Source organism: Sphingorhabdus sp. (genome assembly GCF_041737645.1).
In the GTDB taxonomy this organism is placed as follows: Bacteria; Pseudomonadota; Alphaproteobacteria; order Sphingomonadales; family Sphingomonadaceae; genus Sphingorhabdus_B.
Map to the genome: position 1 here is coordinate 26,798 of NZ_JBGSRI010000012.1, position 26,545 is coordinate 53,342.

At 53.9% G+C, this 26,545-nt stretch carries 23 protein-coding genes and 1 tRNA gene; 14 read left to right on the plus strand and 10 right to left on the minus strand.

Going from position 1 to position 26,545, the window contains the following annotated elements:
• Nucleotides 1-20: 20 nt before the first annotated feature.
• Nucleotides 21-842 (minus strand): hypothetical protein, encoded by an 822-nt coding sequence (locus tag ACEW72_RS01770; RefSeq protein ID WP_373474664.1) that lies wholly within the window; start codon nucleotides 840-842, stop codon nucleotides 21-23.
• Nucleotides 843-916: 74 nt separating this feature from the next.
• Nucleotides 917-2,188, minus strand: coding sequence for a phosphoribosylamine--glycine ligase (purD, locus tag ACEW72_RS01775; RefSeq protein WP_373474665.1), 1,272 nt, complete (start codon nucleotides 2,186-2,188; stop codon nucleotides 917-919).
• On the opposite strand from purD, the gene xseA reads away from it, so the two are divergent.
• The 3 genes from xseA to ACEW72_RS01790 are packed head-to-tail and all read left to right on the plus strand — an operon-like array spanning nucleotide 2,187 to nucleotide 4,757.
• Nucleotides 2,187-3,587 carry an exodeoxyribonuclease VII large subunit gene (gene xseA / locus ACEW72_RS01780; protein ID WP_373474666.1) on the plus strand — a complete coding sequence of 467 codons (1,401 nt, stop codon included), beginning with the start codon at nucleotides 2,187-2,189 and terminating at the stop codon, nucleotides 3,585-3,587. The two genes, purD and xseA, sit on opposite strands and share 2 nt — an antisense overlap.
• A 56-nt stretch (nucleotides 3,588-3,643) precedes the next feature.
• Complete coding sequence (locus ACEW72_RS01785) at nucleotides 3,644-3,847, plus strand: DUF2093 domain-containing protein (RefSeq protein ID WP_373474667.1); 204 nt, start codon at nucleotides 3,644-3,646, stop codon at nucleotides 3,845-3,847.
• Between the two features lie 7 nt (nucleotides 3,848-3,854).
• On the plus strand, nucleotides 3,855-4,757 hold the full coding sequence (locus tag ACEW72_RS01790; protein WP_373474668.1) for a M23 family metallopeptidase: 903 nt from the start codon (nucleotides 3,855-3,857) through the stop codon (nucleotides 4,755-4,757).
• A 16-nt stretch (nucleotides 4,758-4,773) separates the two neighbouring features.
• Here the strand turns inward: ACEW72_RS01790 and ACEW72_RS01795 are convergent, their stop codons facing one another.
• The 4 genes from ACEW72_RS01795 to ACEW72_RS01810 all read right to left on the minus strand — a co-directional run bounded on the left by ACEW72_RS01795 (nucleotide 4,774) and on the right by ACEW72_RS01810 (nucleotide 9,517).
• Nucleotides 4,774-5,307, minus strand: coding sequence for a hypothetical protein (locus tag ACEW72_RS01795; RefSeq protein ID WP_373474669.1), 534 nt, complete (start codon nucleotides 5,305-5,307; stop codon nucleotides 4,774-4,776).
• Nucleotides 5,308-5,383: 76 nt separating this feature from the next.
• Nucleotides 5,384-7,504 carry a putative bifunctional diguanylate cyclase/phosphodiesterase gene (locus ACEW72_RS01800; RefSeq protein ID WP_373474670.1) on the minus strand — a complete coding sequence of 707 codons (2,121 nt, stop codon included), beginning with the start codon at nucleotides 7,502-7,504 and terminating at the stop codon, nucleotides 5,384-5,386.
• 199 nt (nucleotides 7,505-7,703) lie between these two features.
• Nucleotides 7,704-8,681, minus strand: a complete 978-nt coding sequence (locus tag ACEW72_RS01805; protein ID WP_373474671.1) for a HupE/UreJ family protein — start codon at nucleotides 8,679-8,681, stop codon at nucleotides 7,704-7,706.
• Complete coding sequence (locus tag ACEW72_RS01810; protein WP_373474672.1) at nucleotides 8,678-9,517, minus strand: peptidyl-prolyl cis-trans isomerase; 840 nt, start codon at nucleotides 9,515-9,517, stop codon at nucleotides 8,678-8,680. Before ACEW72_RS01810 ends, ACEW72_RS01805 begins: the two co-directional genes overlap by 4 nt.
• A gap of 117 nt (nucleotides 9,518-9,634) precedes the next feature.
• Between ACEW72_RS01810 and ACEW72_RS01815 the strand changes: the two genes are divergently transcribed.
• Entirely contained in the window at nucleotides 9,635-11,590 is a 1,956-nt protein-coding gene (locus tag ACEW72_RS01815; protein WP_373474673.1) for a TIR domain-containing protein, read from the plus strand.
• A 28-nt stretch (nucleotides 11,591-11,618) separates the two neighbouring features.
• Complete coding sequence (locus tag ACEW72_RS01820; RefSeq protein ID WP_373474674.1) at nucleotides 11,619-11,879, plus strand: hypothetical protein; 261 nt, start codon at nucleotides 11,619-11,621, stop codon at nucleotides 11,877-11,879.
• 4 nt (nucleotides 11,880-11,883) lie between these two features.
• On the opposite strand, the gene ACEW72_RS01825 is transcribed toward ACEW72_RS01820, so the two are convergent.
• Entirely contained in the window at nucleotides 11,884-13,890 is a 2,007-nt protein-coding gene (locus tag ACEW72_RS01825; RefSeq protein WP_373474675.1) for a trypsin-like serine protease, read from the minus strand.
• A gap of 86 nt (nucleotides 13,891-13,976) precedes the next feature.
• The gene (locus tag ACEW72_RS01830; RefSeq protein ID WP_373474676.1) at nucleotides 13,977-15,965 is read right to left on the minus strand and encodes a hypothetical protein; all 1,989 of its coding nucleotides are present in this window, start codon (nucleotides 15,963-15,965) and stop codon (nucleotides 13,977-13,979) included.
• Between the two features lie 132 nt (nucleotides 15,966-16,097).
• Between ACEW72_RS01830 and ACEW72_RS01835 the strand changes: the two genes are divergently transcribed.
• Nucleotides 16,098-17,471 (plus strand): YceI family protein, encoded by a 1,374-nt coding sequence (locus ACEW72_RS01835; protein ID WP_373474677.1) that lies wholly within the window; start codon nucleotides 16,098-16,100, stop codon nucleotides 17,469-17,471.
• Nucleotides 17,472-17,815: 344 nt separating this feature from the next.
• Here the strand turns inward: ACEW72_RS01835 and ACEW72_RS01840 are convergent, their stop codons facing one another.
• On the minus strand, nucleotides 17,816-19,948 hold the full coding sequence (locus ACEW72_RS01840) for a M3 family metallopeptidase (protein WP_373474678.1): 2,133 nt from the start codon (nucleotides 19,946-19,948) through the stop codon (nucleotides 17,816-17,818).
• Between the two features lie 216 nt (nucleotides 19,949-20,164).
• Between ACEW72_RS01840 and ACEW72_RS01845 the strand changes: the two genes are divergently transcribed.
• The 3 genes from ACEW72_RS01845 (at nucleotide 20,165) to ACEW72_RS01855 (ending at nucleotide 21,515) form a co-directional block, all read left to right on the plus strand.
• Nucleotides 20,165-21,088: a hypothetical protein gene (locus ACEW72_RS01845; RefSeq protein WP_373474679.1), complete on the plus strand. Its 924-nt coding sequence runs from the start codon at nucleotides 20,165-20,167 to the stop codon at nucleotides 21,086-21,088.
• 50 nt (nucleotides 21,089-21,138) lie between these two features.
• Nucleotides 21,139-21,214: transfer RNA gene (locus ACEW72_RS01850), tRNA-Val, on the plus strand.
• 37 nt (nucleotides 21,215-21,251) lie between these two features.
• Nucleotides 21,252-21,515, plus strand: a complete 264-nt coding sequence (locus ACEW72_RS01855; protein WP_373474680.1) for a hypothetical protein — start codon at nucleotides 21,252-21,254, stop codon at nucleotides 21,513-21,515.
• Here ACEW72_RS01855 and ACEW72_RS01860 read toward each other — a convergent pair whose 3' ends face one another.
• Nucleotides 21,516-22,127, minus strand: coding sequence for a TlpA family protein disulfide reductase (locus tag ACEW72_RS01860; RefSeq protein WP_373474681.1), 612 nt, complete (start codon nucleotides 22,125-22,127; stop codon nucleotides 21,516-21,518).
• A 16-nt stretch (nucleotides 22,128-22,143) separates the two neighbouring features.
• Between ACEW72_RS01860 and argH the strand changes: the two genes are divergently transcribed.
• From argH to ACEW72_RS01885, 5 genes are all read left to right on the plus strand, one after another.
• On the plus strand, nucleotides 22,144-23,514 hold the full coding sequence (gene argH / locus ACEW72_RS01865; RefSeq protein WP_373474686.1) for an argininosuccinate lyase: 1,371 nt from the start codon (nucleotides 22,144-22,146) through the stop codon (nucleotides 23,512-23,514).
• Nucleotides 23,511-23,810, plus strand: coding sequence for a hypothetical protein (locus tag ACEW72_RS01870; protein WP_373474682.1), 300 nt, complete (start codon nucleotides 23,511-23,513; stop codon nucleotides 23,808-23,810). The genes argH and ACEW72_RS01870 overlap by 4 nt, the downstream gene beginning before the upstream one ends.
• A gap of 18 nt (nucleotides 23,811-23,828) precedes the next feature.
• Nucleotides 23,829-25,091, plus strand: coding sequence for a diaminopimelate decarboxylase (gene lysA / locus ACEW72_RS01875; RefSeq protein ID WP_373474683.1), 1,263 nt, complete (start codon nucleotides 23,829-23,831; stop codon nucleotides 25,089-25,091).
• A gap of 5 nt (nucleotides 25,092-25,096) precedes the next feature.
• Nucleotides 25,097-25,876 carry an NAD(P)-dependent oxidoreductase gene (locus tag ACEW72_RS01880; protein WP_373474684.1) on the plus strand — a complete coding sequence of 260 codons (780 nt, stop codon included), beginning with the start codon at nucleotides 25,097-25,099 and terminating at the stop codon, nucleotides 25,874-25,876.
• A gap of 35 nt (nucleotides 25,877-25,911) precedes the next feature.
• On the plus strand, nucleotides 25,912-26,545 hold a 634-nt coding region (locus ACEW72_RS01885), incomplete at its 3' end, for a pyrroline-5-carboxylate reductase family protein (protein ID WP_373474685.1).

Genomic DNA, 26,545 nt, shown 5'->3' on the forward strand with positions numbered 1-26,545 from the left:
ACCAAAAAGGATCGGAAACGTCAGGCCTTGGTGATTTCGCTCCCCAAGGCCCCATATTTCTTTTCGAAACCAGTTATGTCGCCAGCGACCAGAAGCTTCGCCTGATCGACCCAGTTATCGCGAGTGATGCGGCCCGCAAAATTGCCAAGCTTGCCATCCAGTTCGGCAATATCGGCCGACGTCAGCTTGGCTACTTGCGTGAAACTCGTAACACCCAGAGATTTGAGCAGCGTGTTCAGCTTGGGACCAACGCCTTTCAGCAGTTCCAGATTGTCAGGGATGACCGGCTTTGCGACCGCCTTGGGTTTCGGCGCGGCCTTTGGCTTTGGAGCGGCTTTGGCGGCGGGTTTTGGTTCTGCCTTTGGCGCCGCAAGGACAGCTGCCTTTTTGGGTGCTGCCTTTGGCTTAGGAGTAACTTCTGCTTTCGCCTTGGCAGGAACCTTAGCGGGCGCGGCCTTCGCAACCGCCGCTTTTGCCACGGCAGCTTTCGGTGCGGCAGTTTTGGGGGTCGCAGTTTTAGAGACAGGGGCTTTCTTCGGCGCTGCCTTCGCTGGTGCGATCTTGGGTGCTGCTTTGGTAGCTGCGGCTTTCAGCGGTGCCTGCGCTTTGGGTGGTGCAGTCCTGGACGATGGTGTCGGGTCGTCCATCAGCTTTGCCGGTGCAGCGGCCTTGGGCGCGGCGGGCGGTGGAGCCGCGACTACCGGAGGCGCGGGAACAGCTTTTGGTGGCGCAGCTTCGCTCGCCCCATCTTCTTTCTTCACGGAACCCAGTGCTAGCAACCACCACATCAATGCGGTGAATATGACGATAGCGCTAATGATAATCGGCAAATAAGCACTCATGATTTTCTCCCCGAAACTACCCTCTACTCAACTGCACATGTTAAGCAAATTTTGGGAATAAGCGAAAGCGCTAATCACATCGCTGCTTCGCGCTCCACTTCACGCCAGCCTATATCGCGACGGAAAAAGCCCGACGGAAAATCAATGCCATCCACCACAGCATAAGCATTGATCTGGGCCTCGGTCACCGTCGCGCCGGTTGCAGTCACATTGAGGACGCGCCCGCCATTGGCGATCAATTGGCCGTCTTTTTCGGCAGTACCAGCATGAAATATTTTGCCCGTCCGCACGTCGTTCAACGATATTGCCCCGCCCTTTTGAGGGGTGCCGGGATATCCATTTGCGGCCATAACCACAGTTAGCGCCACGTCGCCCGAAAACGTCGGGACGGGAGCGCTTGCAAGCTCTCCTTTTGCAACCGCCAGCATCAGCGTCGCGAGGTCGCCGGTAAAGCGCGACATCAACACCTGGCATTCCGGGTCACCAAAGCGCGCATTATATTCGATCAATTTAGGGCCTTCGCCGGTCAACATCAGGCCCGCGAATAAGACCCCTGAATAAGGCATATTGTGCGCAGCCATATAAGCGACTGTCGGTTTGATAATGCGCTCCATCACATCAGCCTGTATCGCTTCAGTCAGAACCGCTGCCGGCGAATAGGCACCCATTCCGCCGGTATTTGGTCCGGTGTCGCCATCCCCGACCCGTTTGTGATCTTGTGCAGAACCGAATGCCACGACATCGATGCCGTCCGTCAACGCAAAAAAGCTAGCTTCTTCGCCAGTCATAAATTCTTCAAGTACGATCGAGGCACCTGCATCGCCAAAGCCGCCGCCGAACATATCTTCAATGGCGGCTTGGGCGTCCTCCAATGCTTCGGCAATAATCACGCCTTTGCCAGCGGCCAGCCCGTCAGCCTTGATGACAAAAGGCGGCTTAAATTCAGCAAGTCCGGTGAGTGCGGATGCCTTGCTATTGTGCCGCCTGTAACCTGCCGTCGGGATATTGGCGGCGGCGCACATATCTTTGGTAAAACCCTTCGACCCTTCCAACTGGGCAGCCTTGCGATTGGGTCCAAACACCGGAATTCCGGCGTCACGCAGGGAATCGGCGAGGCCATCGGCCAGCGGCGCTTCCGGACCGACCACGACCAGTCCGATATCATGCCCGGCGCAAAAACTGATAACCGCCATATGATCCGCAATATTCAGGTCAACCAGTTCTGCCTCTTCGGCAATGCCGGGATTGCCCGGCGCGGCGAAAAGTGTATCGCAGCTTGGTGATTGCGCGAGTTTCCATGCTAACGCATGTTCGCGTCCGCCTGAACCAATGAGCAAGATATTCATGTCCGATAACGATCCCAACGCAACAACAGCGCGCCTGTTAGCCGAGGAGCGCCCCGGCGACAATGCCCAGCCAATGAGCGTGTCAGAATTGTCTTCCGCTCTCAAACGCACTGTCGAGGACCGCTTTGGCCATGTTCGCGTACGTGGCGAGATATCGGGCTTCAAACGCGCAGCCTCCGGCCATATTTACTTCAGCCTGAAGGACGAAAACGCTCGTCTGGACGCCGTCATGTGGAAGGGCGGAGCCGCCCGCCTGCCCTTCGCTCCCGAAGACGGGCTGGAAGTTGTCGCAACGGGCAAACTTACAACATATGCCGGTCGTTCCAATTACCAGATCGTGGTCGAAAGCCTTGAAGTTGCTGGCGAAGGCGCGATGATGCTTTTGTTTGAAAAGTTGAAAGCACGATTGGCCGCAGAGGGTCTTTTTGCACCCGAAAAGAAAAAGCGACTGCCCTCGCTTCCGCGCACTATAGGAGTGGTGACGTCGCCGACCGGAGCTGTGATCAGGGACATTCTCCACCGTCTTGATGACCGCTTTCCCAGCCATGTCATTGTCTGGCCAGTGCTGGTTCAAGGGGATGGTGCCGCCGCGCAAATTGCAAAGGCTGTAAACGGATTTTCCGCTATGCCAATTGGCGGGCCGGTAACACGACCTGATCTCGTGATTGTCGCCCGTGGTGGCGGTTCTATTGAGGATTTGTGGGCGTTCAACGAAGAAATCGTGGTTCGCGCGGTTGCGGATTGTGATATTCCCATCATCTCGGCGGTCGGCCACGAAACCGACACAACATTATGCGATTTCGCCGCGGATTTTCGGGCACCCACGCCAACCGCAGCGGCGGAGGTTGCCGTCCCTGTGCGAAGCGAACTGATACAGCGTGTTGGTCAAGCGGCCTTACGCATGACAGGAGCCGTCCGCCGCCATGTCGATCGCGCTGCCGAACGATTGGAAGCACAGCGAAGGTTGATGCCCAAACTGACCGAGCTTTCAGCGCCCCATCAGCAGCGTACCGACGAACTGTCCGAACGGCTACGCCAATCGCTGCGAACGCGGGTGGGTAAAGCCGAACTTGCTTTTTCTGGTCCGGCCCAAATGTTGCACCCACGTATGCTTTTGCGTCAGGTCGAAAAAGATCAGCGGCGTCTGGATGCCTTGTCACGGTTGGCCATCAGCCTGCATCCCGAGGCACCGCTGAAGCGCGGCTTTGCGCGCGTGACTGATGCACAAGGAAAAACGATCCTGTCGCGTGATGCAGCGATTAAGGCGGGCAATGTTGGCTTGCGCTTTGCCGACGGAGAAGTTGGTGCAACGGTGCAAAATGGCCGCGTCTTGCCCAAGCCAGTCGCACCTAAAACGGCACACCCTCAACAAAATCAGGGCAATCTTTTTGAAGGCTAGGGTCACGGCCCTAGACCGTCATTGCCCATTCATGTGCTTTGCGCCATAATGCGATTATGTTGATGTCGAGTAAGAACAAGATCGCCCGCCTGCATTACATGGCCAATGGATTCCGTTTGTTAAGCCCGGGCGATCACGTCTTGTGCGCAATTACCGGACAGGTGATTCCGCTTGAGGAACTGCGATACTGGAGCGTAGTCAAGCAGGAACCTTATGCCAGTGCGGAAATTTCGACGCGGGCTGCATTGAGTAAAGGCTAAGGCCGATATGAAGGGGCGAAGTTCGATTGTGCTGCTGATGTTCGCGGCGCTTGCAACCTGCACGGCAACGCCGCCACAAGCGGCAATCCCTGAACGAATAAAGCCCGTTGAAACTATGACAACGGCTGCACCTGCACCTGCAGAGCGCATCCGTGCCGATTTCTGGTTTTCGGGTAGTGCTTTGCAAGGTGGCCTTATTATTGGCCAAGCACCCTCCGGAACGCGCATGGCCTTGCTGAACGGCACCGAAATTCCGTTAACGGCCGAAGGATTTTTCCTGATCGGCTTTGATCGTGACGCCGAAAACAGCTTCAGTTTGGTCGCGCTGTTTTCCGACGGGACGCGTAAAGACCATTATCTGCCGGTCGCGCCAGGTAACTGGAAAATCGAACATGTCGCAGCGAACCCCACAGGGGGCGCAAAAACCACAGAGGAATTCCAAGCGCGGCGGGGCGCGGAACTTGCGCGCATCAACGGTGCCAGAGCAATTCGTTCAACCAGCGACGGCTGGCGGCAGAATTTCATCCGGCCAGTCGTTGGACGAATTTCCGGCCTTTTTGGCGCGCAGCGCATCTACAACGGCACACCGGGCAGCTACCACAGCGGAATGGATATTGCCGCGCCTGCCGGTACACCATTTATTGCACCGGCCGACGGAATTGTGACCCTCGCCGCCGCAGACGCCTTTACCCTAGAGGGGCATTTGCTGATGATTGACCACGGCATGGGCCTTAACAGCGCCTTTCTGCACTGCTCCGAATTACTAGTGAAGGAAGGCGACGTGGTAAAACAGGGCCAAATCATCGGCAAAGTCGGTTCCACAGGCCGAGCCAGCGGACCGCATTTACATTGGGGCATGAAATGGAACAGCGCACGGATCGATCCGAAACTTTTGATCTTTGCCAGTTAGTGGCCGTTAAACTGAGCTAATTCACTCGCCGCATCCGTATCGCCCGTTGTCCTGCGATATTGGCAAAATAGCTACCCATTGCGGCTTCTCGAATTTTTATCTCCATGTCCTTTGCAGGGTTTCGCACGAAGGTTTGCGTGTCGACCTGCACCCAGCGCGCGCCATCATCCAAAATGATCGTCCATTGGCCATAGCCTGTCTGAAAGGCGGAATCGATCTTTGCGACCAGTACGAATTTCTCTTTTTCTACGCTGTCATTGCCAAATATTTTGAGTTTCGGAATCGAAAAACCAAATAAGCCGCGCTTCGCCTCTTTCATGGAGGTTGAGTCTGCAAGAACCAGCTCGTCCTTCTTTTCCGCCTCGTCCATCGCCGCGACTCTAGAATCGTAACAGGCCAATCGCTCGCCAGCGTCATCTACTGATCGACAGGCCACCAATTCTTCGAATATCGCAGGGCGAACTTCCTGCAATTCTTTATCTTTACCTATGACGGGTGACGCTGACACGGCGAAGATGCCGACGAGCGCCAGATGCCACACAATTTTCATGATACTCCCTCTCGATCAATCGAGAGTATTTTTAACAAGCAAAAATAGATATTTGCAAGTCAGGAATGCAACTACTTCATCCTGCTTTCCAATCACTGACCGTGCCGAAAGTCGGTAATGTCTTTGGGCGCGGCTCCGCGTCTGAGTTTTGATAATATCCTGGCGGAAGTTTGGTGATAGGCATTCCAGCCGCCGCCAACATATAAGGGGAAATGCGTCGGCTGGTGCAAAGCCCACCATTGCCATCATTTACGAGGCGCTCTTCAAATTCGATACCCTGTTGATGCCCCATGGATCGCACCACCGTGGATACCGCAAGTTGTCCATCGCCGAAATCCAGAACGAAATTTGTGCCTTCAGGTACGTTCACGATGCCTTCAATCAAGGCACCCGAAACCGACAGATTCCGCAAGACAACATTATAACAGTGATTCTCGTGTATCACGCCTATTTTGCGGAACATCGAATGCCGGTCACCACGCGTTACCGCAGGGCCAGTCGGCGTGATTTTCCATTCCCCAGCCTGTAACCGTTCCAGCAATTCTTCGTTACTGACTGCCTGACTGTAGATAAAACCCTGAACGTGGCTGACATTAAGACCCCGGATCATTTCCAACTGATCCAGCGATTCAATGCCCTCTGCGGTGGTATCCATATCCAGCGCTTCGGCCAGAGCAACTATGGCAGCGATAATCGCGCCGTCCCGACTACCCGGTTCAGTTGCCGTGCGTACAAAGCTTTGGTCGATCTTGATCTTGTCAAACGGCGCCGTCCGAAGATATCCCAACGACGAATATCCGGTTCCAAAATCATCCAGCGCTAATCGCACGCCGATATTTTTGAGCGCTTCAAACATTAAGTCAGTATCCGAAGATTCCTGCAAAAAAACGCCTTCGGTGATTTCCAGTTCAAGGCGTTCCGGAGACAAACCAGATGCTGTAAGTGCGCTTTCTATGATCTTTGGTAACAAATCATTTGCGAATTGGATCGGCGACACATTGACCGCTACTCTCAATTTTCCAGGCCATTTCGCCGCCTGTTCACACGCTTTTTGCAGGGCCCATTCGCCAAGCTCGCCTATCAGATTTGTTTCCTCCGCAATCGGAATAAACAAAGCCGGTGAAATATGCCCCCGTTCTGGATGTTGCCAGCGGATCAAGGCTTCGAAACCGGTTACGGCATTTGTCTTTGCATCTACCACGGGTTGATATGCCAACCAAATCTGTTCGTTGGCGAGTGCGTCGCGCAAATCTTCTTCGAGGACACGGCGGTCCTCGGCAACTTGCAACAGTTCACTGGAATAAAAACGGAACCGCCCGCGCCCTCCACCTTTCGCTGCATATAATGCAAGGTCAGCATTCCGAATCAAGTCTTCACTGCTTTGGCCATCAAATGGACTGACTGCAATTCCCACTGACGCACCGATGATGCACCGGCTACCGTCGACCGAATAAGGGTGCGAGAGGCTTTTTATGATCTTGTCCGCCATATCCCCCAACGTGCCGCGATCATCTACGTCCTGCAGGATAATCTGAAACTCATCGCCCCCCAAACGGCCAATTTTTTCCCGATCTCCGACAACTTTTATAAGCCGTTCTGCCACTTGCTTCAGCAAGGCATCACCCGCCGGATGACCAAGTGTGTCATTTACATGTTTGAATCGATCCAGATCAATCAGCATGACCGAGCACGCCCGCCGTTGATGCTTGAATGCAGACAAAGTGGTGTCGAGCAGCTTCGACATCCTGAAACGGTTGAGTAAACCCGTTAAAGAATCGTAGGTCGCAAGCCGCGAATTATCTTTGGCGTTGATGCGTTGCACGGTAATATCCGCACCGCTGCCCCGATATCCGCCGAACTTGTCCGCTGAATGGAAAAATGGCCTCCCTGACACCGCCCACCAGACCTCATCCTCCCCTGGCTTTGCCGCTTGCAGGGGCAAATCGTCAAATTTGGATTGCTTTCGCAAGATGAATGGCAACGTTCTTTGATGTCCGGCCGACTCATCGGACTGCTGGAAAAGTTGTGCGAAGGCAGTACCAATAAGTGCATCCGTTGAAGTGCCCAGCAATTCACCGACTGAGGCGCTGATATACGTAATCAGCCCCTCGGAATCGGTGGACCAGAACCAACCACGCCCGCTTTCTTCGAAATTTTGTAGCAACAATGTGGCATTTTTTGATGCAGTGGTCGCCATCGAGCTTTCGGTTCGATGGGCGGCGCGATTGGCAATTTTACCAAAAAAACCCTGCGAGTCTTCCTGGTTCGAATCAGGATTCGTTCCACCGCTCCATGAGAATTTACCTGCTGCCATTTTACAAAAAGCCCAACTGATCCGACCGGAAATATAGCAAAAGGCAGTTTCCGAATGGTAAATATTCCCTTGTTTTATCAGTCTATGTTAGGGTGCGTTCGATGAACCAGTAACTCGCGGTGATACCAATCCCGTAAGTTGCCAATTTTATGGTCGGGCTTAGCAACATTGAAAACCGTCGTTGCAAGATTTCAATAGCCAAAATGGTCGCGCCAACGATAGCGATTTGACCTGCCTCAACCCCCAGATTGAACGTCAATAAGGCGATGGGAATATCCTGTTCGGGTAACCCAATTTCTTTCAGCGCACCGGCAAAGCCGAAGCCGTGCAAAAGACCAAAGCCGAACGCAACAACCCAAGGCGCGCGTTCCGAAAGTCGTTTATCATCCGGCTTGCGTTTGACTATTTCCACCGCCAGGAACAGGATCGACAGGGCAATGACGCTTTCAACGGGCTTTTGCGGCAAACCGATCCACCCCAATGTCGTACCCGCCAAAGTGAACGAATGCGCCACCGTGAATGCCGTCACAGCTTTGGCAATTGTCCAGAATCCCGATAATAAAAGAACCAGTGCAACCACGAAGAGCAGATGGTCATATCCGAACAGAATATGGTCAATGCCAGTCAGGAAATAGGTTTGGGCAACTTGCCATCGATCCGCCCTGGCAGAAATAACAGCGAGCGGTGCCGCAGGTGTCAGCCGTATCGCCTGAACCGGACGGGCCAAAGGCGCAATGCGAACCAAAACGTCGGATTGCAAGGTGTTGAAATTCTCCAGCCCGAATGTCTGGCCGGCGACGTCTTGGCGGCAATGGACCGGCATTCGCGTCGTTACCGCAGCGTCGGAAAATTCCCGCACCGGTGCACCTGCGCCTTTGCAAACAGCGGGCAATTGCGGTTGCGTCGAAGGCGTAAACCCGCCTTGCACCGGAAATTTCCAGACCAATGTCCATTGTGTCGCGGTATTTTGCGTAAATTCCACATAACCGGGCCGCAGTTCATCGGCTTGCACAGATGCCGGGAACGCCAACAACATTATCAACCACCAAAGCCGGATCACGGCGCGGCAATCTTGATCGTATATCCATCCAAAAGCGTCTGGTACGCTTTGTTTTCGCGTTCTTTGGCAGTGTGGACACGCCAGTCATTTTCGACGGCTTGACGCACTTTGCCCAGCGATGGTTTGGCCGATGACCGTATCGAACGCACACGGATCAGATGAGAACCGAAGCCGGACTGGACCGGCCCTGTCCACTCGCCTTGAGGGGTATTTGTCAATGCAGTCGTAAATGGGTCGCCAAATTCGCGTGCAATGTCGGATCGTGTTGCCCCTTCCAGTGACTGAGGCAACGAGATCGCTTTACCCAATTTTCGCCAATCGCCCCCAGCTGCGATATTTTTCAAAATCGCAGCGGACGCGATTTGACCATTTTCGCCAAGGTAAATCTGGTCGAAGCTTATTTCTGCATCAGTTGCAAAGCGCGCCGGAAAACGGTCAAGCCAGCGTTGCAGTGTCGCTTCATCGACATTGGCATTTTCCGATTGCGCCGTAGCCAGAAACTCCATCTTCGATCGCAAGCGCCGACGAATGACCGTGTCGTCTTCATCAAGGCCAAGCCGCTTTGCCTCGCGATAATAGATTTCTTCTTTTATGTGGTCGCGGATTAAACCGTCGATTTCGCTTTGTGTAGGCGCACGCCGCCAAATCTGTTCCCAGCTCGCCGAGAGACGCGCAACCCTTTCCTGGGTTATCATGATTGTCCGGCTATCCGCGTCCACGCCACCGCCACGCCAGTATGACACCAGAAATATGAACATCCCTGCGACCATAAAATGCAGTAAAGGCTCCCGAAGCCACGTGCCGATCTTTGAATCCGGTGAATTAACGCCCCACATTTTATTTGCCTAAAGCGCCATCAAAACGGTTGCAAGCGCGGATAAAGAATGTGAGAAATGCCGACAGTTCGGGTCTGAAGCTACAGGCTTTGCTGCAACTGGGGAGCACGCACCGATTTGACTGAAAGCGACCCGACGACCGGCGATTCCGAACCGCCACCATCAACCGTGTTTTTCAGCTACTCACGCGAAGATCAAGCGCGGGCAATTCCTGTGATTGGACTTATTCAGGATGCCGGGTTTTCGACATGGTGGGACGGCTTGCTCGAGGGTGGAGAACGGTTTTCCAAATCGACGGAAAATGCACTCGACCGGGCCAAAGCCGTCGTTGTGCTTTGGTCTAAAACTTCGGTCCAGTCCCATTGGGTTCGTGACGAAGCCACGCGTGGGCGTGATCGTGGTATATTGATTCCATTGTCGCTCGACGGGTCTGAACCGCCGCTCGGTTTTGGCCAATTTCAGGTCATCAATCTCGCCCAGTCCAGAATGGATAGTTCCGATACCGAAATTCTGCGAATGTTGCGGGCGATTGCGGCCTCGCATCGCGCAGTTTTGACAACGCCGGTGAGTAACGCGAAACAGGGTAAAAAAATAAGCCGACGTTTTGCCATTGGCGGCGGATTGACGGTGGCCGCCGCGGCCGCGGGTGCCGGCGGTTTCGCCCTTTGGAAGGCAGAGATATTCGGCGGCACGGCGACCCGAAACAGCGTTGCTGTCTTGCCCTTCGACAATTTAAGCCGCGACCCTGAACAACGTTATTTTTCCGATGGTCTGACATCCGAAATCCGGTCTTATCTGTCACGCAATGCACTGCTGGAAATTGTCGGGCAGACATCATCCAACCAGTTTCGGGAAGGTAATCGAGATCCGAAAACCATCGCAAACGAACTGAAAGTATCCTTCCTTCTTGACGGCAATGTGCAGCGAATAGGTGACAAGGTTAAAATAGCTGTCGAGTTGACCAATGGCAAAACGGGGCGGACCAAATGGAGTGATATATTCGAACGGCAGCTTTCCGACATTTTTGCCGTCCAGAGCGAAATTGCAACCGCCGTTGCCGCCGCGCTTTCATCAGCGATGGAAGACACATCAACCGGTAAAGCCGCAATTCAAATTGGCGGTACGAAAAGCCTGACGGCCTTCGACGCATATCTGCGCGGACGCGACCTTTTCGAAGCGCATATTGATGAAAATTCGGAACGGGCCGCACTGGCCAAATTCGATCAAGCAATTGCTATCGACCCCGATTATGCGGCGGCACGGGCTTTACGTTCCCGCAATCTGGCCGTGATCGCAAACCAATATGCGACCGCAAGCGAACGAAAGACGCTTTATGATGAAGCGGTGAATGAAGCCCTGTCGGCGACAAGGACCGCGCCGACATTTGCCCCGGCATTTGCAGCTTTGGGATATGCTTTATTCTATGGGCGACTGGATGCCAAAGCAGCACGCGCGCCTTATGAACGCGCCTACGAACTGGCAAAAAGTGACGTCGATGTTCTCAGCAGATATGCCGTCTATTGCGCGCGTACCGGTCGCTTTGTTGCCGCCGAAACCGCAATCAACCACGCAGCCGCGCTCGATCCGCTCAATTCGTCCATGTTCAAATCCGCTGGCAATATCAAATATGCGGCCAAGGCTTATAACGAAGCCATTGGGTTCGGGCGCAAGGCCTTGGCGCTCAGTCCACAGCGGGGCACATTGCACGGCGACATTGGAAATGCCCATTTCATGCTGGGGGAACTGGACAAAGCGCAGGCGGAATTTGCTTTGGAAAGCAACAGCCTTCTTGCACTGCCGGGCAACGCGATCATCGCCCAAAGACAGGGTGACAGAAGAAAAGCGCAGGATGCATTGGCGGCGTTAATCGCAGAACATGGCGACAATGCCTTGTACCAGCAGGCGCAGATTTTCGCGCAATGGGGTGATAAGGAGCAAGCCTTTAAGTCCCTTGAAAAAGCCTATGCCACCGCAGATTCGGGACTTGTGTATCTGCTCAACGACCCGTTTCTCGATCCGCTCCGATCCGATGACAAGTTTAATGCCTTGCTACGACAACTGAAGTTTGTTTAAACTCATCTTTTCTGAAGGGGGAAATCCAATGCGTAAAGTAATGTTAGTGTCGACTGCTGTTGCCCTGTCGTTAAGTGTGATGGCCTGTAACAAGCCTGAAGCTGAAAAAACATCTGAAGAAGTCGTCGCCGACGAAACCGTTGTTGCAGAGCCTGAAGTTGAAGATTCGGCAAAAGACGTCACGACATCGGAACCAGGAACTTCAGACCAGGGCTCAACGGACCAAGGTTCGACAGATCAAGGATCAACTGATCAAGGATCAACTGATCAGGGTAGTACTGACCAATAAGCGTTCAAGGTTGCGGCTCAACAGAGTTGGAGATTGCGCGCACGCGCATCTCCGCCTGTTTGATCCAATTGGTATATTGCGCCAGATCGACGAATAATGACGGGTTCTGCTTACCATTCTCATTCGCGCCACATCCGACGCCGCCCGACACTAGACCAACCTGAACAACGCGACCGTTCGATTGTTGGATAACGGGGCCGCCGCTGTCCCCTCGACAGCTAAAACTGTTGCCCGGTTTTGTGCGGTCTTCGGGGGTGACAGCACAAATCTTCTTGTCGATATTCTGATAGCCGGACAAAAGCTTGCAGGCACTGGTATCATAAGCCTGCATTGCGGCGATACGCAGTTTATCCTGTGCAAATTGTGGGCCGGCCTGTGTCCGTTCGTGTCGCTCTGTCCTGCCAACCACACCGGTATAGCCCCACCCAAGTACGCTGATTTTTGATCCGGCGACAATCTTGCTAAATCCCGTCACATCATTGGGCAGTTTGATTGCATATTGCGTTGCAGGCGCGGCGATGGGTTCGATCCGCAGGACCGCAATATCATCCTTTTGACTGCCGGGTTTATACCCTTTGTGCACCACAACAGACACAATCCGGTACCGCGCGCCGCCCTTGCTCAAAGTTTGCGTGCCAACCAGAACTTCCCGTGTGGCAAGCACTTTCTTGCCGTCGACGGGCGGATGTGCAACGCAATGCGCCGCTGTTAAAACAATATTCTTCGCAATTAACGACCCTGCACACCGATGGTAACGTTGAAATGGCAATTGCTTTACCAGCGACTTGCCCTTGGCCCGTTTCTCTGTGTCTTCGTCAATTTGGGCTTGGGTATAGGTCTGATTGGAATAGATTTGCACCTGCCAAGGTGCAAAGCCTGCCTTTACAACGTCTCCGCCGCCCACGGACCGAGATTTTCTGACAATGGCGGCAATGGTTTCGACGTTCATGCTCCAGCTTTGAGGTGCTAATTTCTGCCAACGAGGAATGGAAATGTCTTGCCCTGACAGAAAGATGCACAACGCTTCGGCACCAGCGCTGTTACATTTTGAAGGGTCAATTTTCGTGATATCGGACTGGAATATCGCATCATCAATCGGGCTGTCGGACCTTAAGGTGAAAATGTGGTATCGCCCTTGCACAAGCTCTATGGGATCGCCTTGGGCTTCCAGCATTGCGCCCGGTTCCAAGGCCGATTTGCTGCTCATGACAAGCCGCAATTCGTTATCGGGGCTAATCAGGAACAGATATACATATTGGGGGATTTCGCTTTCGTTACGCACGGCAAAGCGGACTTTATCGTAGGTTCCCAGGTTGCGTAAAATGGAATTGCCCGTATCGGGACATGGCTGATTCTCCTTTTCCGCGCATAACGAATATTGATGTCTACCGGTGGGTAGTGCGTACGCGACTAACGCACGGGCGCGAATAATCTTGGCAATCTCACGATCGAATTTCTCGCTAAATTGCGGATCATCAGGATTGCCGAGTACAATCGCGGAATATACTTTCTGTTCGATAGCGGACGTGTCGTAATTGTTTGAAACAAAGGAAATGTCAGTGTCGCCCGCGCTCGCGGATATCGGCGGGTGGAGCATATCGAACAGGACCAATTGTGACGGATCATCGGCCAATCGGCTCATCTCATATTCGGCAGGCCAGCCCACTTGCAGCGCGGAATTCCGGGCTACGAAATCCTGCATCCGTCGATAGTCACGACCTAAATTCTGGCGGAACCCGATTGTAACAGGACGTTGATCCGAACAATTGGCGTTCGCAGGTGCGCTTTGTCCGATGACAGATCCGATTTCGACATCTGCAGACTCGCACCCCGTGATCGCGGGCGCTGGCTCGCCGTCTTCGGCCAACTGCCGTCCGTCTTCATATGCATCAAGTTGTTGCGCATAAGCCGCGGGCGAACTGCAAATCGCCGTAAAGAACAAAAGCCCTGATCCCAGATCGCGACAGAATTTCAAACCCGATATTGTTGTTCCACGAAAATGCTGCGTCATCTTCCCCCCAATTGGAAGCAACCGGAGCGACCCGTGCCCGACAAATATCACAGCATAGGTTCAGGCGTAACCCCGGTTAGAATATCTTAAACTGGCACGGTAATATGCTTTCCGCCAAAGACCGCTTGCCAATTTTCTATCTCGTCGACCACGATGTCGTCGATGGCGTGGGCAAGTCCCGAAACATGGGCATAAGTGATGGAATAGTCAGGGGCATCAAGCAACAAAGCAATCCGCGTTTCGACATCGCCAAGCTTTTCCGCCGTTATTTCCGAAATCGACGCAAAGCGCTCAAAGTCACCGAAATAGTGGATGCCCGCAAAGGCTCCACCCAATGTCGGAAACAAAACCCCCAGAAAAGTGAATCCCTTGGCAACTGCATGCGGTAAATCATGGGGGAGCCATGCCAATCTGGCACCGATTTCGATCATCAGATACATGGCGACTGACAAGACAGCGCACAAAAATAGCAATTCAGATGTGCGGTGCAAATTATGCTGCGTTCGTTTCAGGCGAGCAGCTTTGCCTTGATGGTAATTACGTTGCGGAACCACATGGTGGTCGCGCATCAACATCAGTACTCCGTGCAAGAATTGCGGTGTTAACGCCATCTTCGGCAAGCCGACTCCGCGCATGACATGCCGGACATGCCATTCGGGCCAATTTCCCTTCGAACCACGCGGCCACCGGCCTGTGGACCGGGCTGCCCCAAGCAGCAATAATATGGGCGCATGGCGGAAATATTCGGCAACGCGGCGGGTTTCAAACCAGCGTTCATGCCAATGCCGTTTCTTGCCAGTCAAAAAGATTCCGACAATCGCCAGCAACAACAGAAATTCAAAAGCCGCAAACCCCCATTTTGCATCAATGGATGCAAATGGCAGATATGCAATTCCGCCGATAATTGCAAAAGCAGAGAGCAAGAAACTCGCCACCATTCCGCCGCGATAGGCATCCGACAGCCAGGTCGATACCCCGTCTGCCCAAGCAAACGGTTTCAAAATGTCATTGGCGATGCGCTCGGCGGTGACCGGATCTCCGCCAGGCAATGCTTTTGCCGTTTGAAGCAAGGGCGCGCCGCTGCCCTTTGCGATCATGTCGGGATGTTCATAATATTGCGTAAGGTTACGAAAGGCGCGAGTGCCACCTTCACCAAATATGGCCTCGACCCTTCGATAGGCCTGGAAAAAGCCATTGCTTTTGCTACGCCATGTCCGGTTGGTGCGTTCGTTTTGCCAGTTATCACCATGAGGGCACAATGTTTCGCGCATTATTGTTCTTAAAACAGCCTCGGCATCGGATGTTCGTGCGCGCTGGGTCAATCCGGCCAGTTCTTCACTCGCGCGTAAAATATCCCAGTTTTCGGGATTGGCGGCATCAATCCAGATAACTGCAATCCCTTGTTCGAGCGCACATTCAATTGTGTGGCGCGTACCGCCGACATTCCCCCGGGTCACGCCATCCCAGATTCCGACCAGTATATCGGAATGTTCGACCATTACGCGTGCCGCCATCGCAGCCCTATCCGAACATATGCTTATAAAGGCTTGTTCGGCCGCATAGTCGTCTGGTGCACTCAAATGCGCGCGATATAATGCCTCAACTTCATTATCTTGCTCGGCCAGTTCGAACAGGCCGACTTTATCGGCAATTGTCTGGATTTCGTCCGCGCGTTTTGCCGTGTCTGCATCCGTTGCGATATTGCCGTCCAGCAAAGCTTGCATATCGGCAAGATGTGTGGGCTGTGCGTTGATGGCAAGGTTCAACGCTCGCCCAAACGGCAATGGCGCAGCAACCGGCCAACCTTGGGCATATGCCGCATCTACAGCCATCAAATCGGCCCCGTAGGCCAGCAAAGAATGAAGCCGAATGAGCGGGGGCATGCCGGTATCAGCCTTACCCGTTTCTTCAACCGCAATCCGGCCAATCAGGTTCATCAGCTTTGAAAGACTAATCGAAATCGCGGTTCGATTTTTCGAAAATACCCGGTGGCGGCTGCGATGGCCGGTTATGCCAATATCCAATATGCTAACCGGTGAGACCAATCCCGAAGTGCCGCCATTTTCACGTAGCATGCAGACACCCATTCTTTCCCGGACGCAGAATAATTTTATACCGTTAGATGAACTAGAACGGGATCTCTTTTTGTACAAGCGCCTCGATATAATCGGATTGGGAAAAATCCGGGACCGCGACCGAAGCTTGCTATGGCCTCATCGATTGGGTATCAGAATTCTGCGATCGTATATGTTGGGCATGACATTCCATATCCATCCACTATTTTAATCGAGAGCATTTTCATGACAAACGCCCGTTACTCCATGACCGCGATGATACTTCACTGGTTGATCGCGCTGGCGCTGATTTTCCAGATTGCATTGGGTTGGCAGTTTGAAGCTCTCGAACGCGGAGCCAATCTTTTCGGCCTGTATCAATTGCACAAGTCGGTCGGAATTGCGATTTTGGTCCTATCATTGGCGCGCTTGTTCTTACGCTATACAAGACCAAGACCCGCCGCGTTTGCGGATAACATCTGGTCCGAACGTGCGGCTAAATTTGTTCATGCCGCATTTTATGCGGTGATGATCGGTGGTCCGCTGACCGGATGGATGGTGGTTTCAACGGCAAAGATTGACGTACCGACGCTGTTGTTCGGAATTATTCCCTTGCCACATCTGCCGATTGGTCGACCCTTTCACGAACCAGCCGAAATATTGCACGAACTGTTGGCTTGGGTTGCGATCGCGTTACTCTTTCTCCATGTCGCTGGGGCCTTGCGGCACCAGTTTTTTAAACAGGAAAATATACTGGGCCGCATGATACCTTGGGCTCTTGAAAGGCGGGGGCCGCTTTTATTGACACTGACATCCCTTTTCGCCGCCTTGGGATTTGCTTTTTGGATGGGCAGTTCGATCACTGCAACAGGGTCAGGAACTAATGACAAGCCGGCGTTGAACGGTAACGTCGTTAGCAATCCCGAAGCCACCCCAAATTTGCCAAAAGAAGCCGAAGAGAGCGCAGAAGCTGACGAACAATCAACGGTCGTCGAAGAGGAAATTCCGGCAAGCGATGTGAAGCAAAAGCTCGCAAATTGGCAAGTATCGCGCGGAGGTAGGCTCGGCTTTTCGGTTGATTGGAACGGGACGCCAATCAACGGCAGCTTTGGACGCTGGACGGGTGACATCCGCTTTAGTCCCGACGATCTTGCCGGCTCGACAATAATCGTCAATGTTGACCTCGGATCGGCCACTACATCGGACGCGCAGCGCGATGAAATGTTGCAGGGCGATAGCTTTTTCAACATTGCCGCGCACCCCAAAGCGGTATTTTCATCATCATCAATCTCCAATGTTGGCGGAGACAAATACCGTGCGCGCGGTACTTTGAAGCTCAATGGTAAATCACAACCGCTTACTCTGGATTTTCGACTCACAATTGATGGCACCAACGCGAGAGTTTCGGGCACATCCCGGCTTAAGCGAACCGCATATGGGGTGGGCAGCGGAGAATGGGCTGCAACAGATGAGATCGCTGACAATGTTTCGGTATCTTTTGATTTTGCAGCCAAAAACAAAGATTAAATTTCCTAACGCCACCGCCACCGACCATGTGTGCCTTTGTTGCAACGCTTTGAAGTTATATGTGCTTTTTGCGTGATTTGCAGAGGTGGCAATTGCAATGTTTCTTGACTCGAAACGCGATTGCGCTATTTAATATCTCAAGTAAAATCGGATGTGGGGGCATGCTCTTTTTTGGAGTGCCATTCCGGTTTGATAATGCCTGACGGTGAATTGCGACCCCATCGACAAGCATCTAAGCTCTCTTCTTCCCACAATGAGGAGAGCATATTTTCTAACAGCTTTTTAATCTTCTCAATGGGTGTACTGCGGTATTTCAGCCGAAGCTGGAACACCGCACGTAATCGTCACTCTCCAGTCGGGAAGCCGCGCTTCTTCATGATATATTTCACATCCGGATCACGCCCGCGAAACGCACGATAAGCTTCGATCCGATCGGTTTCATTGCCCGTGGAAAGCAACATCGAACGGAAACGCTCCGCCGTCTGCTTGTCCCACACGTCGCCCTTTTCGGTAAAGGCCGCCCATGTGTCAGCATCCATGGTTTCGGACCACAGATAGCTGTAATAGCCCGCCGAATAGCCATCGTCCGCAAACAGATGGTTAAACTGCGGCAGGCGATGGCGCATTGCCATTTCTTTGGGCATCCCGATTTCCGCCAACGTATCGCGTTCAAAGGCGGTGGGATCGGCCACTGGCGTCGACCGGTTGTGCAGCTTCATGTCTACAATGGCGCTGGACAGATATTCCACCGTGGTAAAACCCTGATTGAATGTATCGCTCGCCTTTATCTTGTCCACCAATGCCGCCGGTATGGGTTCGCCGGTCTTGTAATGCTTGGCATATGTGTTGAGGACATAGGGCGTCAGCAGCCAATTTTCGTTTACCTGACTTGGATATTCCACGAAATCGCGGGGCGTGCCGCCAAGGCCGGGCCACATAATGTCGGAATTGAGATAGTGGATCGCGTGGCCAAATTCGTGAAACAGGGTCGACGCATCGTCGATGCTGATAAGCGTCTGTACGCCATCGGCCCCGGGAACGAAGTTATTGTTGTTCGACGCCAGCACGATATCATTTTTGCCGCCAAGCTTATGCTGGCTGCGATAGGTCGTCATCCACGCCCCTGACCGTTTGCCGGCACGGGCGAAATTGTCGAGATAGAACAGGCCGATCAGCTTGCCGTCGCACTTGACTTCAAATGTCCGCACTTTCGGTTCGAAAACCGGTACAGTACCGGTATTTTCGGCAAAGCTCATGCCATAAAGCTTGCCTGCCGCATCGAACATGGCAGCGACCATATTGTCGAGTTGGAAATAAGGTTTGATGGCCTCCTGATCGAGGTCATATTTCGCTTTGCGGACCTTTTCCGCATAGAAACGGTAGTCCCATGGCGCAATGATGATGCCATCGGTATTGGCGATAGCCTGCATATCGGCCACCTCTTCCTTGACGCGTGCGACGGCCGCTGGCCAAACTTTCATCATCAGATCCATCGCCTTGTCCGGATCTTTCGCCATGGTATCGGCCATGCGGTAATGGGCATGGGTCGGAAAGCCGAGAATTTCGGCACGGTCCTGACGCAGTTTCAATATTTCGGCGATAGTCGCATTGGTGTCATTGGCATCTCCATTATCGCCACGCTTCGTAAAAGCGCGCCACACTTTTTCACGCAAGTCACGCCGCGTCGAATTTTCGAGGAGAGGTTGAACTGCGGACCGGGTATTGACGACGGCCCAGCCGGTCTTGCCTTTCGCCTTGGCCGCCGCACTGAGCGCTGCGACAAAAGTTTCCGGCAAGCCCGCCAAATCAGCTTCCTTATCGATCAGGATAAAGCTTTCTTCATCGGCCAAAACCTTTTCGGAAAATGCCGAAAATTTCTTGGAAAGATCGGTTTCAATGCCAATGACCTTTGCCTTTTGGGCCGCATCGAGCAGCGCGCCATTTCGCACAAGGCCATCATAGGTCCGTTCTAGCAAGCGCATTTGCTTGGCATCCAGATTCAGTGAGGCACGTTGGTCGTACAGATATTTCACGCGCTGGAAATACCGCGCATCAAGCGTCAATTCTGAGAAAAAGGCGCTGACCTTTGGTTCCCATTCGGCCTGAATTTTGCGGATTTCCGGATTTGAAAGGTTCGAGGAATGGACGCCCCAGATCGAAAATAGCCGTCCTATTTTTTCGCCGGACAATTCGCTGGCAGTGATCGTATTTTCAAAGCTGATCGGGCCCGGTGTTTCCAACATTGCCTCAAATTCGGCTTTTGAAGTGGCCATAGCCGCCTCAAAAGCTGCTGGGAATTGAGCAACTTTTACCTGGTCCCATGGAGGGACGCCGCCATATGGTCCTGTCCATTCCTGCAATAACGCAGGTTCAGCCGCTTTCGCAGCTTTGTATTCTTTGGCATTAGCAACCTCTGTCATGGGCACTCCCGCAATCGAAAGCGCCGCAACGCTCGCCAGTATTTTTCCAATTTTCACGCATAACACTCCTCGGCAACATAAATCCATACGATGGCAATATAGCTTCGCCTAGTGATGGCATCAGGAGTAGCGACTGCGCTGCGGTCATGCAAATGCCAGTTTGATTACAGCTATTGCGTCCGAACTGGAGGAAATTGTTTGGTGCTTTACGTCTTGAAATATTGAACTTTTAAGTCCCTAAGGCGCCCATATTCGGTCGCAGGAGTTAATAGATTGACAGCAAATTTTGGCAAGGCGACACGCCGCATAACAGCCATGATCTTTGCAGAAGGCACCAAGCGAAAAGATCAGCTGGCATGGTTGGCGCGCGCATCGGGCTGCGCGATATCGAGCACCGACCTTGAGTTTAGCGCCGACTATATTCTAGTCGACTTTTCCTCCGAAACGGAGATGCTCGCAGATTCACTTACGGCAATAGTAAGATATCTCGAACAACATCGCAGTACAGCGGTGGTGTGGATAAATCTGGATGGCCTTGAAACCGCCTTTGCTATGTTGCCGCAAGGGCAATGTCATTTCCTGATCGATGCCAATGATGCCGAGGCGATACCGATATTGGCGGGGGCATTGGGAACAGGCAAGATGGACCGATTGCACGACAGGGATCACCCAGTGGAGTTCGGTTCTTTACACCGGATCAGCGACGAACTGGCTGAATTTGCGCGCACACTCGCAAAAATTGCAGAAACCAATCGCCCTAAAAACCTTTCAGACAAACCCGTATCATTCAGACCCGCCCCTATCGGCGGATTTCAACCATTTCCGACGACGCCCATTTCCGTCAGCCGTACCCTGACAGGTTCACAAATCCGTGAAATCATTAGGTTGCGACGTCAACGGGAACGGTTTTTTGATTCGGAATTGTTCGCTGATCCTGCATGGGACATATTGCTCGATCTGAAAGCGGCGCAGTTTGAAAATCAGAATGTATCAGTTTCCAGCCTTTGTATCGCAGCCGCCGTGCCGTCAACAACCGCGCTGCGCTGGATCACTGTCATGACCGAGAGCGGCATGCTGGTCCGGCGGCAAGATCCAGATGACGCAAGGCGGGTGTTTATTGAACTTTCGAGCCGCGCAAGCGCCCAACTGGATGATTATTTTGGCTCAATTGCTGATCGTTTGATTCAGATTGTCTGAAAATACTTGCCAAAGCCGCGGCGCTTTGGCAAAGGCGCGCTTCCCCACGGGGGCGCTTAGCTCAGTTGGTAGAGCATCTCGTTTACACCGAGAGGGTCGGCGGTTCGAGCCCGTCAGCGCCCACCATTTTTCAGAATATGTCTGAAAAATAAGGAGAAAGCCGATGCCGTTCATCGTACAGAAAGCTTTCGACGTGCATCTCCGGCGGATGAGGGGTCATTTTGCAACATTGGGACCAGCCTTGGTATTGTGCGCGGCTATGCTGACGCCTAATTCTGCCTACGCGCGGGAAAATGAGCAAGGCGAACAAAATGAAACGCTCAATTGCGCGGACCCCAAACACCGGCACTCCATTGTCCGGTCGCTAACCGAATCCTTGCCGATTCGCAAAAAGGATAAGGCCCGCGTCCGCCGCGTCCTGATGTAATCAAATTGCTTCACGCAGTAGCTTTGCCATTTCGGCATCATCCCATTCCACACCGCCTGTAACCCGCCAGACTTCGTGGCCTTCGGAATCATATAATATGGTGGTGGGCAGGGCGATCTGGTTGTTGAACGCCGCAAGCAAGGCATTGTCGCTGTCGGTGTAGGGTTCGAGATTTTTGATACCGGCTTTGGCAAAAAAGGCATCCACCGGCGGTCGCCCTGTAAGGTCTTGGGATATCACGATAACTGCCATGCTGCCCTGCTCGAGCGCGGCAAGCGCATCCAATGTCGGCATTTCCGCCTTGCATGGCGCGCACCATGTTGCCCACATGTTGACCAAAAGGGGTTTGCCCGCAAAGTCAGCAAGGGTAACATCGCCGCCGTCCGCGCCTTTGAAAACCGCCGATGGTGCCTGTTGCCCTGCAAATCGATAGCTCAAGGCCGCACGCATACCGTTTGCGCTTTCAAGGCCGATATCGGCTTTCGCTGATATTGAGTCATTTTCGGCTCCCGAACCGGCTTGCCCTTGCCCCTTTGGCGGACTTCCCGTATCGCACGCGGCCAGAACGAGAAGGACTAAAGCGAGAAGGATTGGGGCGATTACCAAACGCATGTCAGATTCCAATAGCATGTGGGGCGGCCGTTTTGGCGCAGGCCCCGGGGACATCATGCGTGAGATAAATGCCTCGATTCCATTCGACAAGCGTCTTTGGCAAGAAGACATCGCCGGAAGCAAGGCGCACGCGCAAATGCTGGCCGCGCAAGGCATCATAAGCAGCGACGATGAAACTGCAATCCAGCAAGGGCTGTCCGCCATCCACGCCGAATATGAAGCAGACGGCGTGCCCGAAGACTGGACGCTTGAAGATATTCACATGGTAACGGAAACCCGCCTGCGCGCTCTGGTCGGTGAACCCGCAGCCCGGTTGCATACTGCGCGTTCACGCAACGATCAGGTGGCGACCGATTTCAGGCTCTGGGTCCGTGTCGCGATAGGACGGATCGACTCAGGGTTGAAAGCGTTCCAGTCCGCACTTGTCGCACGCGCCGACGAACATGCCGACAGCATCATGCCAGGTTTTACCCATTTGCAAGTCGCACAGCCGGTCACGTTGGGCCATCATCTGATGGCTTATTATGAAATGGCCAAGCGCGACCGCAGCCGTTTTGCCGACTGCGCCCATCGTTTGAACCAATCGCCTTTGGGCGCGGCGGCGCTGGCGGGAACGTCCTTTCCCATAGACCGGGCCGCCACGGCGCAGGCGCTAGGCTTTGACGGGCCGATGGGTAACAGCCTCGATGCCGTTTCGGACCGTGACTTTGCGCTCGAATTTCTGACCTGTGCCACACAAACCGCACTACACCTGTCGCGCCTTGCCGAAGAAATGATCCTGTGGGCATCGCAGCCTTTCGGTTTTATCCTTCTGCCTGATGCGTGGTCCACAGGAAGTTCGATCATGCCGCAAAAGCGCAACCCGGATGCCGCCGAACTGGTACGCGGCCATGCCGGACGTATCATGGGCAGCATGACCAGCCTGATGGTAACGATGAAGGGCCTGCCGCTCGCTTATTCCAAAGATATGCAAGACGACAAGCCGCCGGTGTTCGAGGCCTATGACCTGCTCTCCTTATCGATTGCCGCAATGACTGGCATGGTCGGCAATGTCACATTCCAGACGGCACGTATGCGCGAGGTCGCCGCTTCCGGCTTTTCGACCGCGACCGACCTGGCCGACTGGCTGGTACGCGAACATGGACTGGCGTTCCGCGATGCCCACCATGTTACCGGCAGCGTGGTCAAAGCGTGCGAAGAGCGCGGGATAACTTTGGATGCAATAACATCGAACGATCTGGCCGCGATCTATCCCCAGCTTCAGGAAAGCGATCTTCCCGATTTATCGGTTGAAGGTTCGGTGGCAAGCCGAACCAGCGCTGGCGGCACCGCTCCGGTTCGGGTAAGGGAAGAAATCGCCTTTGCGAAAAAGGAGCTTGAGGCATGACATCGCGACAAAAGCTGGTCTTTCTGGCGCTTGGTATCTGTCTTGCGGGCTGCGGCAAAGTTGGTGATCTGGAACCACGAACCGGCAATACACTTCCGGTTAAAGCCTATGGCCAAACCACCGAACAGTCCGCACAAGCACTTTCCACACCAAGCGTGCAGGCGCGTCCCGGACGCACGGATGAACTGTTGAAACGATCGGAACGGCGCATTGATGATCCCTTTGATGTGCCACCGGGGGAAGAACCTAAGCCATTCACTCCGGAAGATCCTGCCACCCAAACTTCACCGAAATAACAATAAGCCCAGTCTTCCATGAACCATTTTGATCTTATAAATGGCGTGTTGCACGCCGAAGATGTGCCCCTGCCCGCGATTGCCGACAGTGTGGGAACTCCGGTCTACGTCTATTCCCGCGCCACATTGGAACGGCATGCACAGGTTTTTCGTGACGCCTTATCAGGATTGGACAATCCGCATCTTGCGTTCGCGGTAAAAGCCAATCCCAATCTTGCTGTCCTTAAAGTGCTTGCACGTCAGGGCTATGGCGCCGATGTCGTTTCAGGCGGCGAAATGGATCGGGCGCTCGCAGCCGGTATCCTGGCCGAAGAAATCGTGTTTTCAGGCGTCGGCAAAACGGCCGAAGAAATCGTCCGTGCCCTGAAGGCGGGCATTGGCCAGTTCAACATTGAATCGGAAGAAGAAGGACGCGAGTTGGCAACACTTGCCGACACGCTGAACCTGCCTGCCAATGCCGTACTTCGCATCAATCCCGATGTTGACGCAGGTACACATGGCAAAATTTCAACTGGCAAGGCCGACAATAAATTTGGCGTGAACATTCACCGCGCACCGGAAATTTACGGACGCCTTGACGCTCTGCCCAGCCTCAATATGCGCGGTGTAGCTTTGCATATCGGTAGCCAATTGACGAGTTTGGAGCCGCTGGAAACAGCTTTTGGCAAAATCGGCGCGCTCATGCGCCACTTGCGGGGTAACGGCCACAGCATCACGCATGTAGATCTGGGCGGTGGATTGGGCGTCCAGTATAAAGCTGAAGACAGTCCGCCAGAACCGTCCGATTACGGGGCCATGGTCGCCCGGATCACCCGTGACTGGGGTGTACGACTGATGTTCGAGCCGGGCCGTGTGATCGCCGGAAATGCCGGAATTTTATTAACCCGCGTCATCCGCGTAAAGCCGGGATCAGGTAATCTGCCCTTTGCCATAGTCGATGCCGCGATGAACGATCTTGCGCGTCCGGCGCTGTACGACGCTTGGCATGATTTTGAGGCGGTTGAACCCAACGGACAGAAAATGACCGCCAACATTGTTGGCCCTGTCTGCGAAACCGGCGACACCTTTGCGATGGGACGCGAGATTGACGTCGTCGTGGCCAACGATCTGGCCATTTTCCGCACCGCCGGAGCCTATGGCGCGACGATGGCCAGCACCTATAACAGCCGTGGTCTTGTACCCGAAGTGCTGGTCGACGGCGACAAGTTCGCGATAGTCGCAGAGCGCATTTCGCCCGAAACCATCTTAGCCGCCGAACATGTGCCGGATTGGCTGAAATAAGGGATATGGACCAGCTCCCGATTTTCGTGAATTTACGGGGCCGGAAAGTTATTCTGGTCGGCGAAGGCGACGCCGCGGATGCCAAAGGGCGATTGATCGAACGTGCTGGCGGTATCTGCGTAGATGCCGATGACAACGAGGCAGTGCTGGCGTTTGTCGCTGTGGAAGACGAAGCAGAGGCTTTGGCCAGTGCAGCTGAATTGAAAGCGCGAGGTTTGCTGGTCAATGTTGTAGACAGGCCGGAACATTGCGATTTCACAACACCCGCTTTGGTTGATCGTGAACCTGTTTTGGTCGCCATCGGAACCGGCGGTGCCTCGGCGGGTATGGCCAAGGCCATCAGGCAACGGATAGAGACATTGCTGCCGGAAAATCTCGGTATGCTTGCGAAATCCGTATCCAATGCGCGCGACGCCATTCGCGCCCAATGGCCCCAAGCCGCAGACCGCCGCCGCGCGCTTGATCAGGCCTTTGCCGCAGGCGGTTCGTTAGACCCGTTCCAAAGCCACGGCGCATCGGCGATCGACGCGTGGTTGGACTCAGGTAGCGCAGCTCCGCCCTCCCGTCTGGTAGAAATACCCCTGCTATCGGGCAACGCCGATGACCTGACCTTGTTAACGGCGCGATTGCTTGGGGAGGCCGATCATATATTTCACGACGCGAACGTCCCCCCCGTCATCCTCAACCGCGCCCGCGCGGATGCAGTACGCCATGAAGGCACCCCACCAACCCCCGCACCCGAGGGTTTGGTGCTTTACCTGAGGTTGCCGTCCGCGTGTAGATAGGGCATGACCTTTGTGTGAATTGCAGGATGGATAATGTGCCCGAAATTTCGTCTCAGATGCTGATTGTTGGTTGCGGCAATATGGGGGGTGCGATGTTGCGCGGGTGGTTGGCTTCGGGAAGGTCGCCTTCGGATTTTACCGTGATCGATCCTGTGGCGCAGGATCTGCCTTTGGGTGTCCGCCATGTCGCGTCGACCGATGCGCTGGACGAAGTATTTCACACGGTCCTTTTGGGTATCAAACCCCAGATGCTGGAAAGTCTTGCCCCTGCGATCCGCGCACGGATTGCGCCAGACGCGCTGGTTCTTTCGATTTTGGCAGGCGCCATGACCCCGGCTCTTGCCGCTTTGTTTCCCGATACGCAGATCGTGCGGCTGATGCCAAATCTGTCGGCGGCGCTGGGGCTTTCACCATTGGGATTGTTTTCGGCGACGCTGTCGATGCCGGATCGCGAGGTTCTCAACGCCTATTTGGCACCATTGGGGACACCTGTCTGGGTCGAGGATGAAACCCAGATGGACGCCGTTACCGCGCTTGCCGGGTCCGGCCCCGCCTTTGTCTATCGTTTTATCGACGCCATGGCCCAAGGCGGCGTTGCGGCCGGCTTACCTGCAGAAACGTCGGCGCGGCTGGCGTTGGCCACAGTTGCGGGTGCGGCGCGGCTGGCGG

Excerpts from the sequence above, each read along its gene's own strand:
- ACEW72_RS01770 (WP_373474664.1), bottom strand. The coding sequence starts at position 842 with ATGAGTGCTTATTTGCCGATTATCATTAGCGCTATCGTCATATTCACC.
- xseA (WP_373474666.1), top strand. The coding sequence starts at position 2,187 with ATGTCCGATAACGATCCCAACGCAACAACAGCGCGCCTGTTAGCCGAG.
- purD (WP_373474665.1), bottom strand. The coding sequence starts at position 2,188 with ATGAATATCTTGCTCATTGGTTCAGGCGGACGCGAACATGCGTTAGCA.
- ACEW72_RS01785 (WP_373474667.1), top strand. The coding sequence starts at position 3,644 with ATGTTGATGTCGAGTAAGAACAAGATCGCCCGCCTGCATTACATGGCC.
- ACEW72_RS01790 (WP_373474668.1), top strand. The coding sequence starts at position 3,855 with ATGAAGGGGCGAAGTTCGATTGTGCTGCTGATGTTCGCGGCGCTTGCA.
- ACEW72_RS01795 (WP_373474669.1), bottom strand. The coding sequence starts at position 5,307 with ATGAAAATTGTGTGGCATCTGGCGCTCGTCGGCATCTTCGCCGTGTCA.
- ACEW72_RS01800 (WP_373474670.1), bottom strand. The coding sequence starts at position 7,504 with ATGGCGACCACTGCATCAAAAAATGCCACATTGTTGCTACAAAATTTC.
- ACEW72_RS01810 (WP_373474672.1), bottom strand. The coding sequence starts at position 9,517 with ATGTGGGGCGTTAATTCACCGGATTCAAAGATCGGCACGTGGCTTCGG.
- ACEW72_RS01820 (WP_373474674.1), top strand. The coding sequence starts at position 11,619 with ATGCGTAAAGTAATGTTAGTGTCGACTGCTGTTGCCCTGTCGTTAAGT.
- ACEW72_RS01825 (WP_373474675.1), bottom strand. The coding sequence starts at position 13,890 with ATGACGCAGCATTTTCGTGGAACAACAATATCGGGTTTGAAATTCTGT.
- ACEW72_RS01830 (WP_373474676.1), bottom strand. The coding sequence starts at position 15,965 with ATGCTACGTGAAAATGGCGGCACTTCGGGATTGGTCTCACCGGTTAGC.
- ACEW72_RS01835 (WP_373474677.1), top strand. The coding sequence starts at position 16,098 with ATGGCCTCATCGATTGGGTATCAGAATTCTGCGATCGTATATGTTGGG.
- ACEW72_RS01855 (WP_373474680.1), top strand. The coding sequence starts at position 21,252 with ATGCCGTTCATCGTACAGAAAGCTTTCGACGTGCATCTCCGGCGGATG.
- ACEW72_RS01860 (WP_373474681.1), bottom strand. The coding sequence starts at position 22,127 with ATGCGTTTGGTAATCGCCCCAATCCTTCTCGCTTTAGTCCTTCTCGTT.
- argH (WP_373474686.1), top strand. The coding sequence starts at position 22,144 with ATGTGGGGCGGCCGTTTTGGCGCAGGCCCCGGGGACATCATGCGTGAG.
- ACEW72_RS01870 (WP_373474682.1), top strand. The coding sequence starts at position 23,511 with ATGACATCGCGACAAAAGCTGGTCTTTCTGGCGCTTGGTATCTGTCTT.
- lysA (WP_373474683.1), top strand. The coding sequence starts at position 23,829 with ATGAACCATTTTGATCTTATAAATGGCGTGTTGCACGCCGAAGATGTG.
- ACEW72_RS01880 (WP_373474684.1), top strand. The coding sequence starts at position 25,097 with ATGGACCAGCTCCCGATTTTCGTGAATTTACGGGGCCGGAAAGTTATT.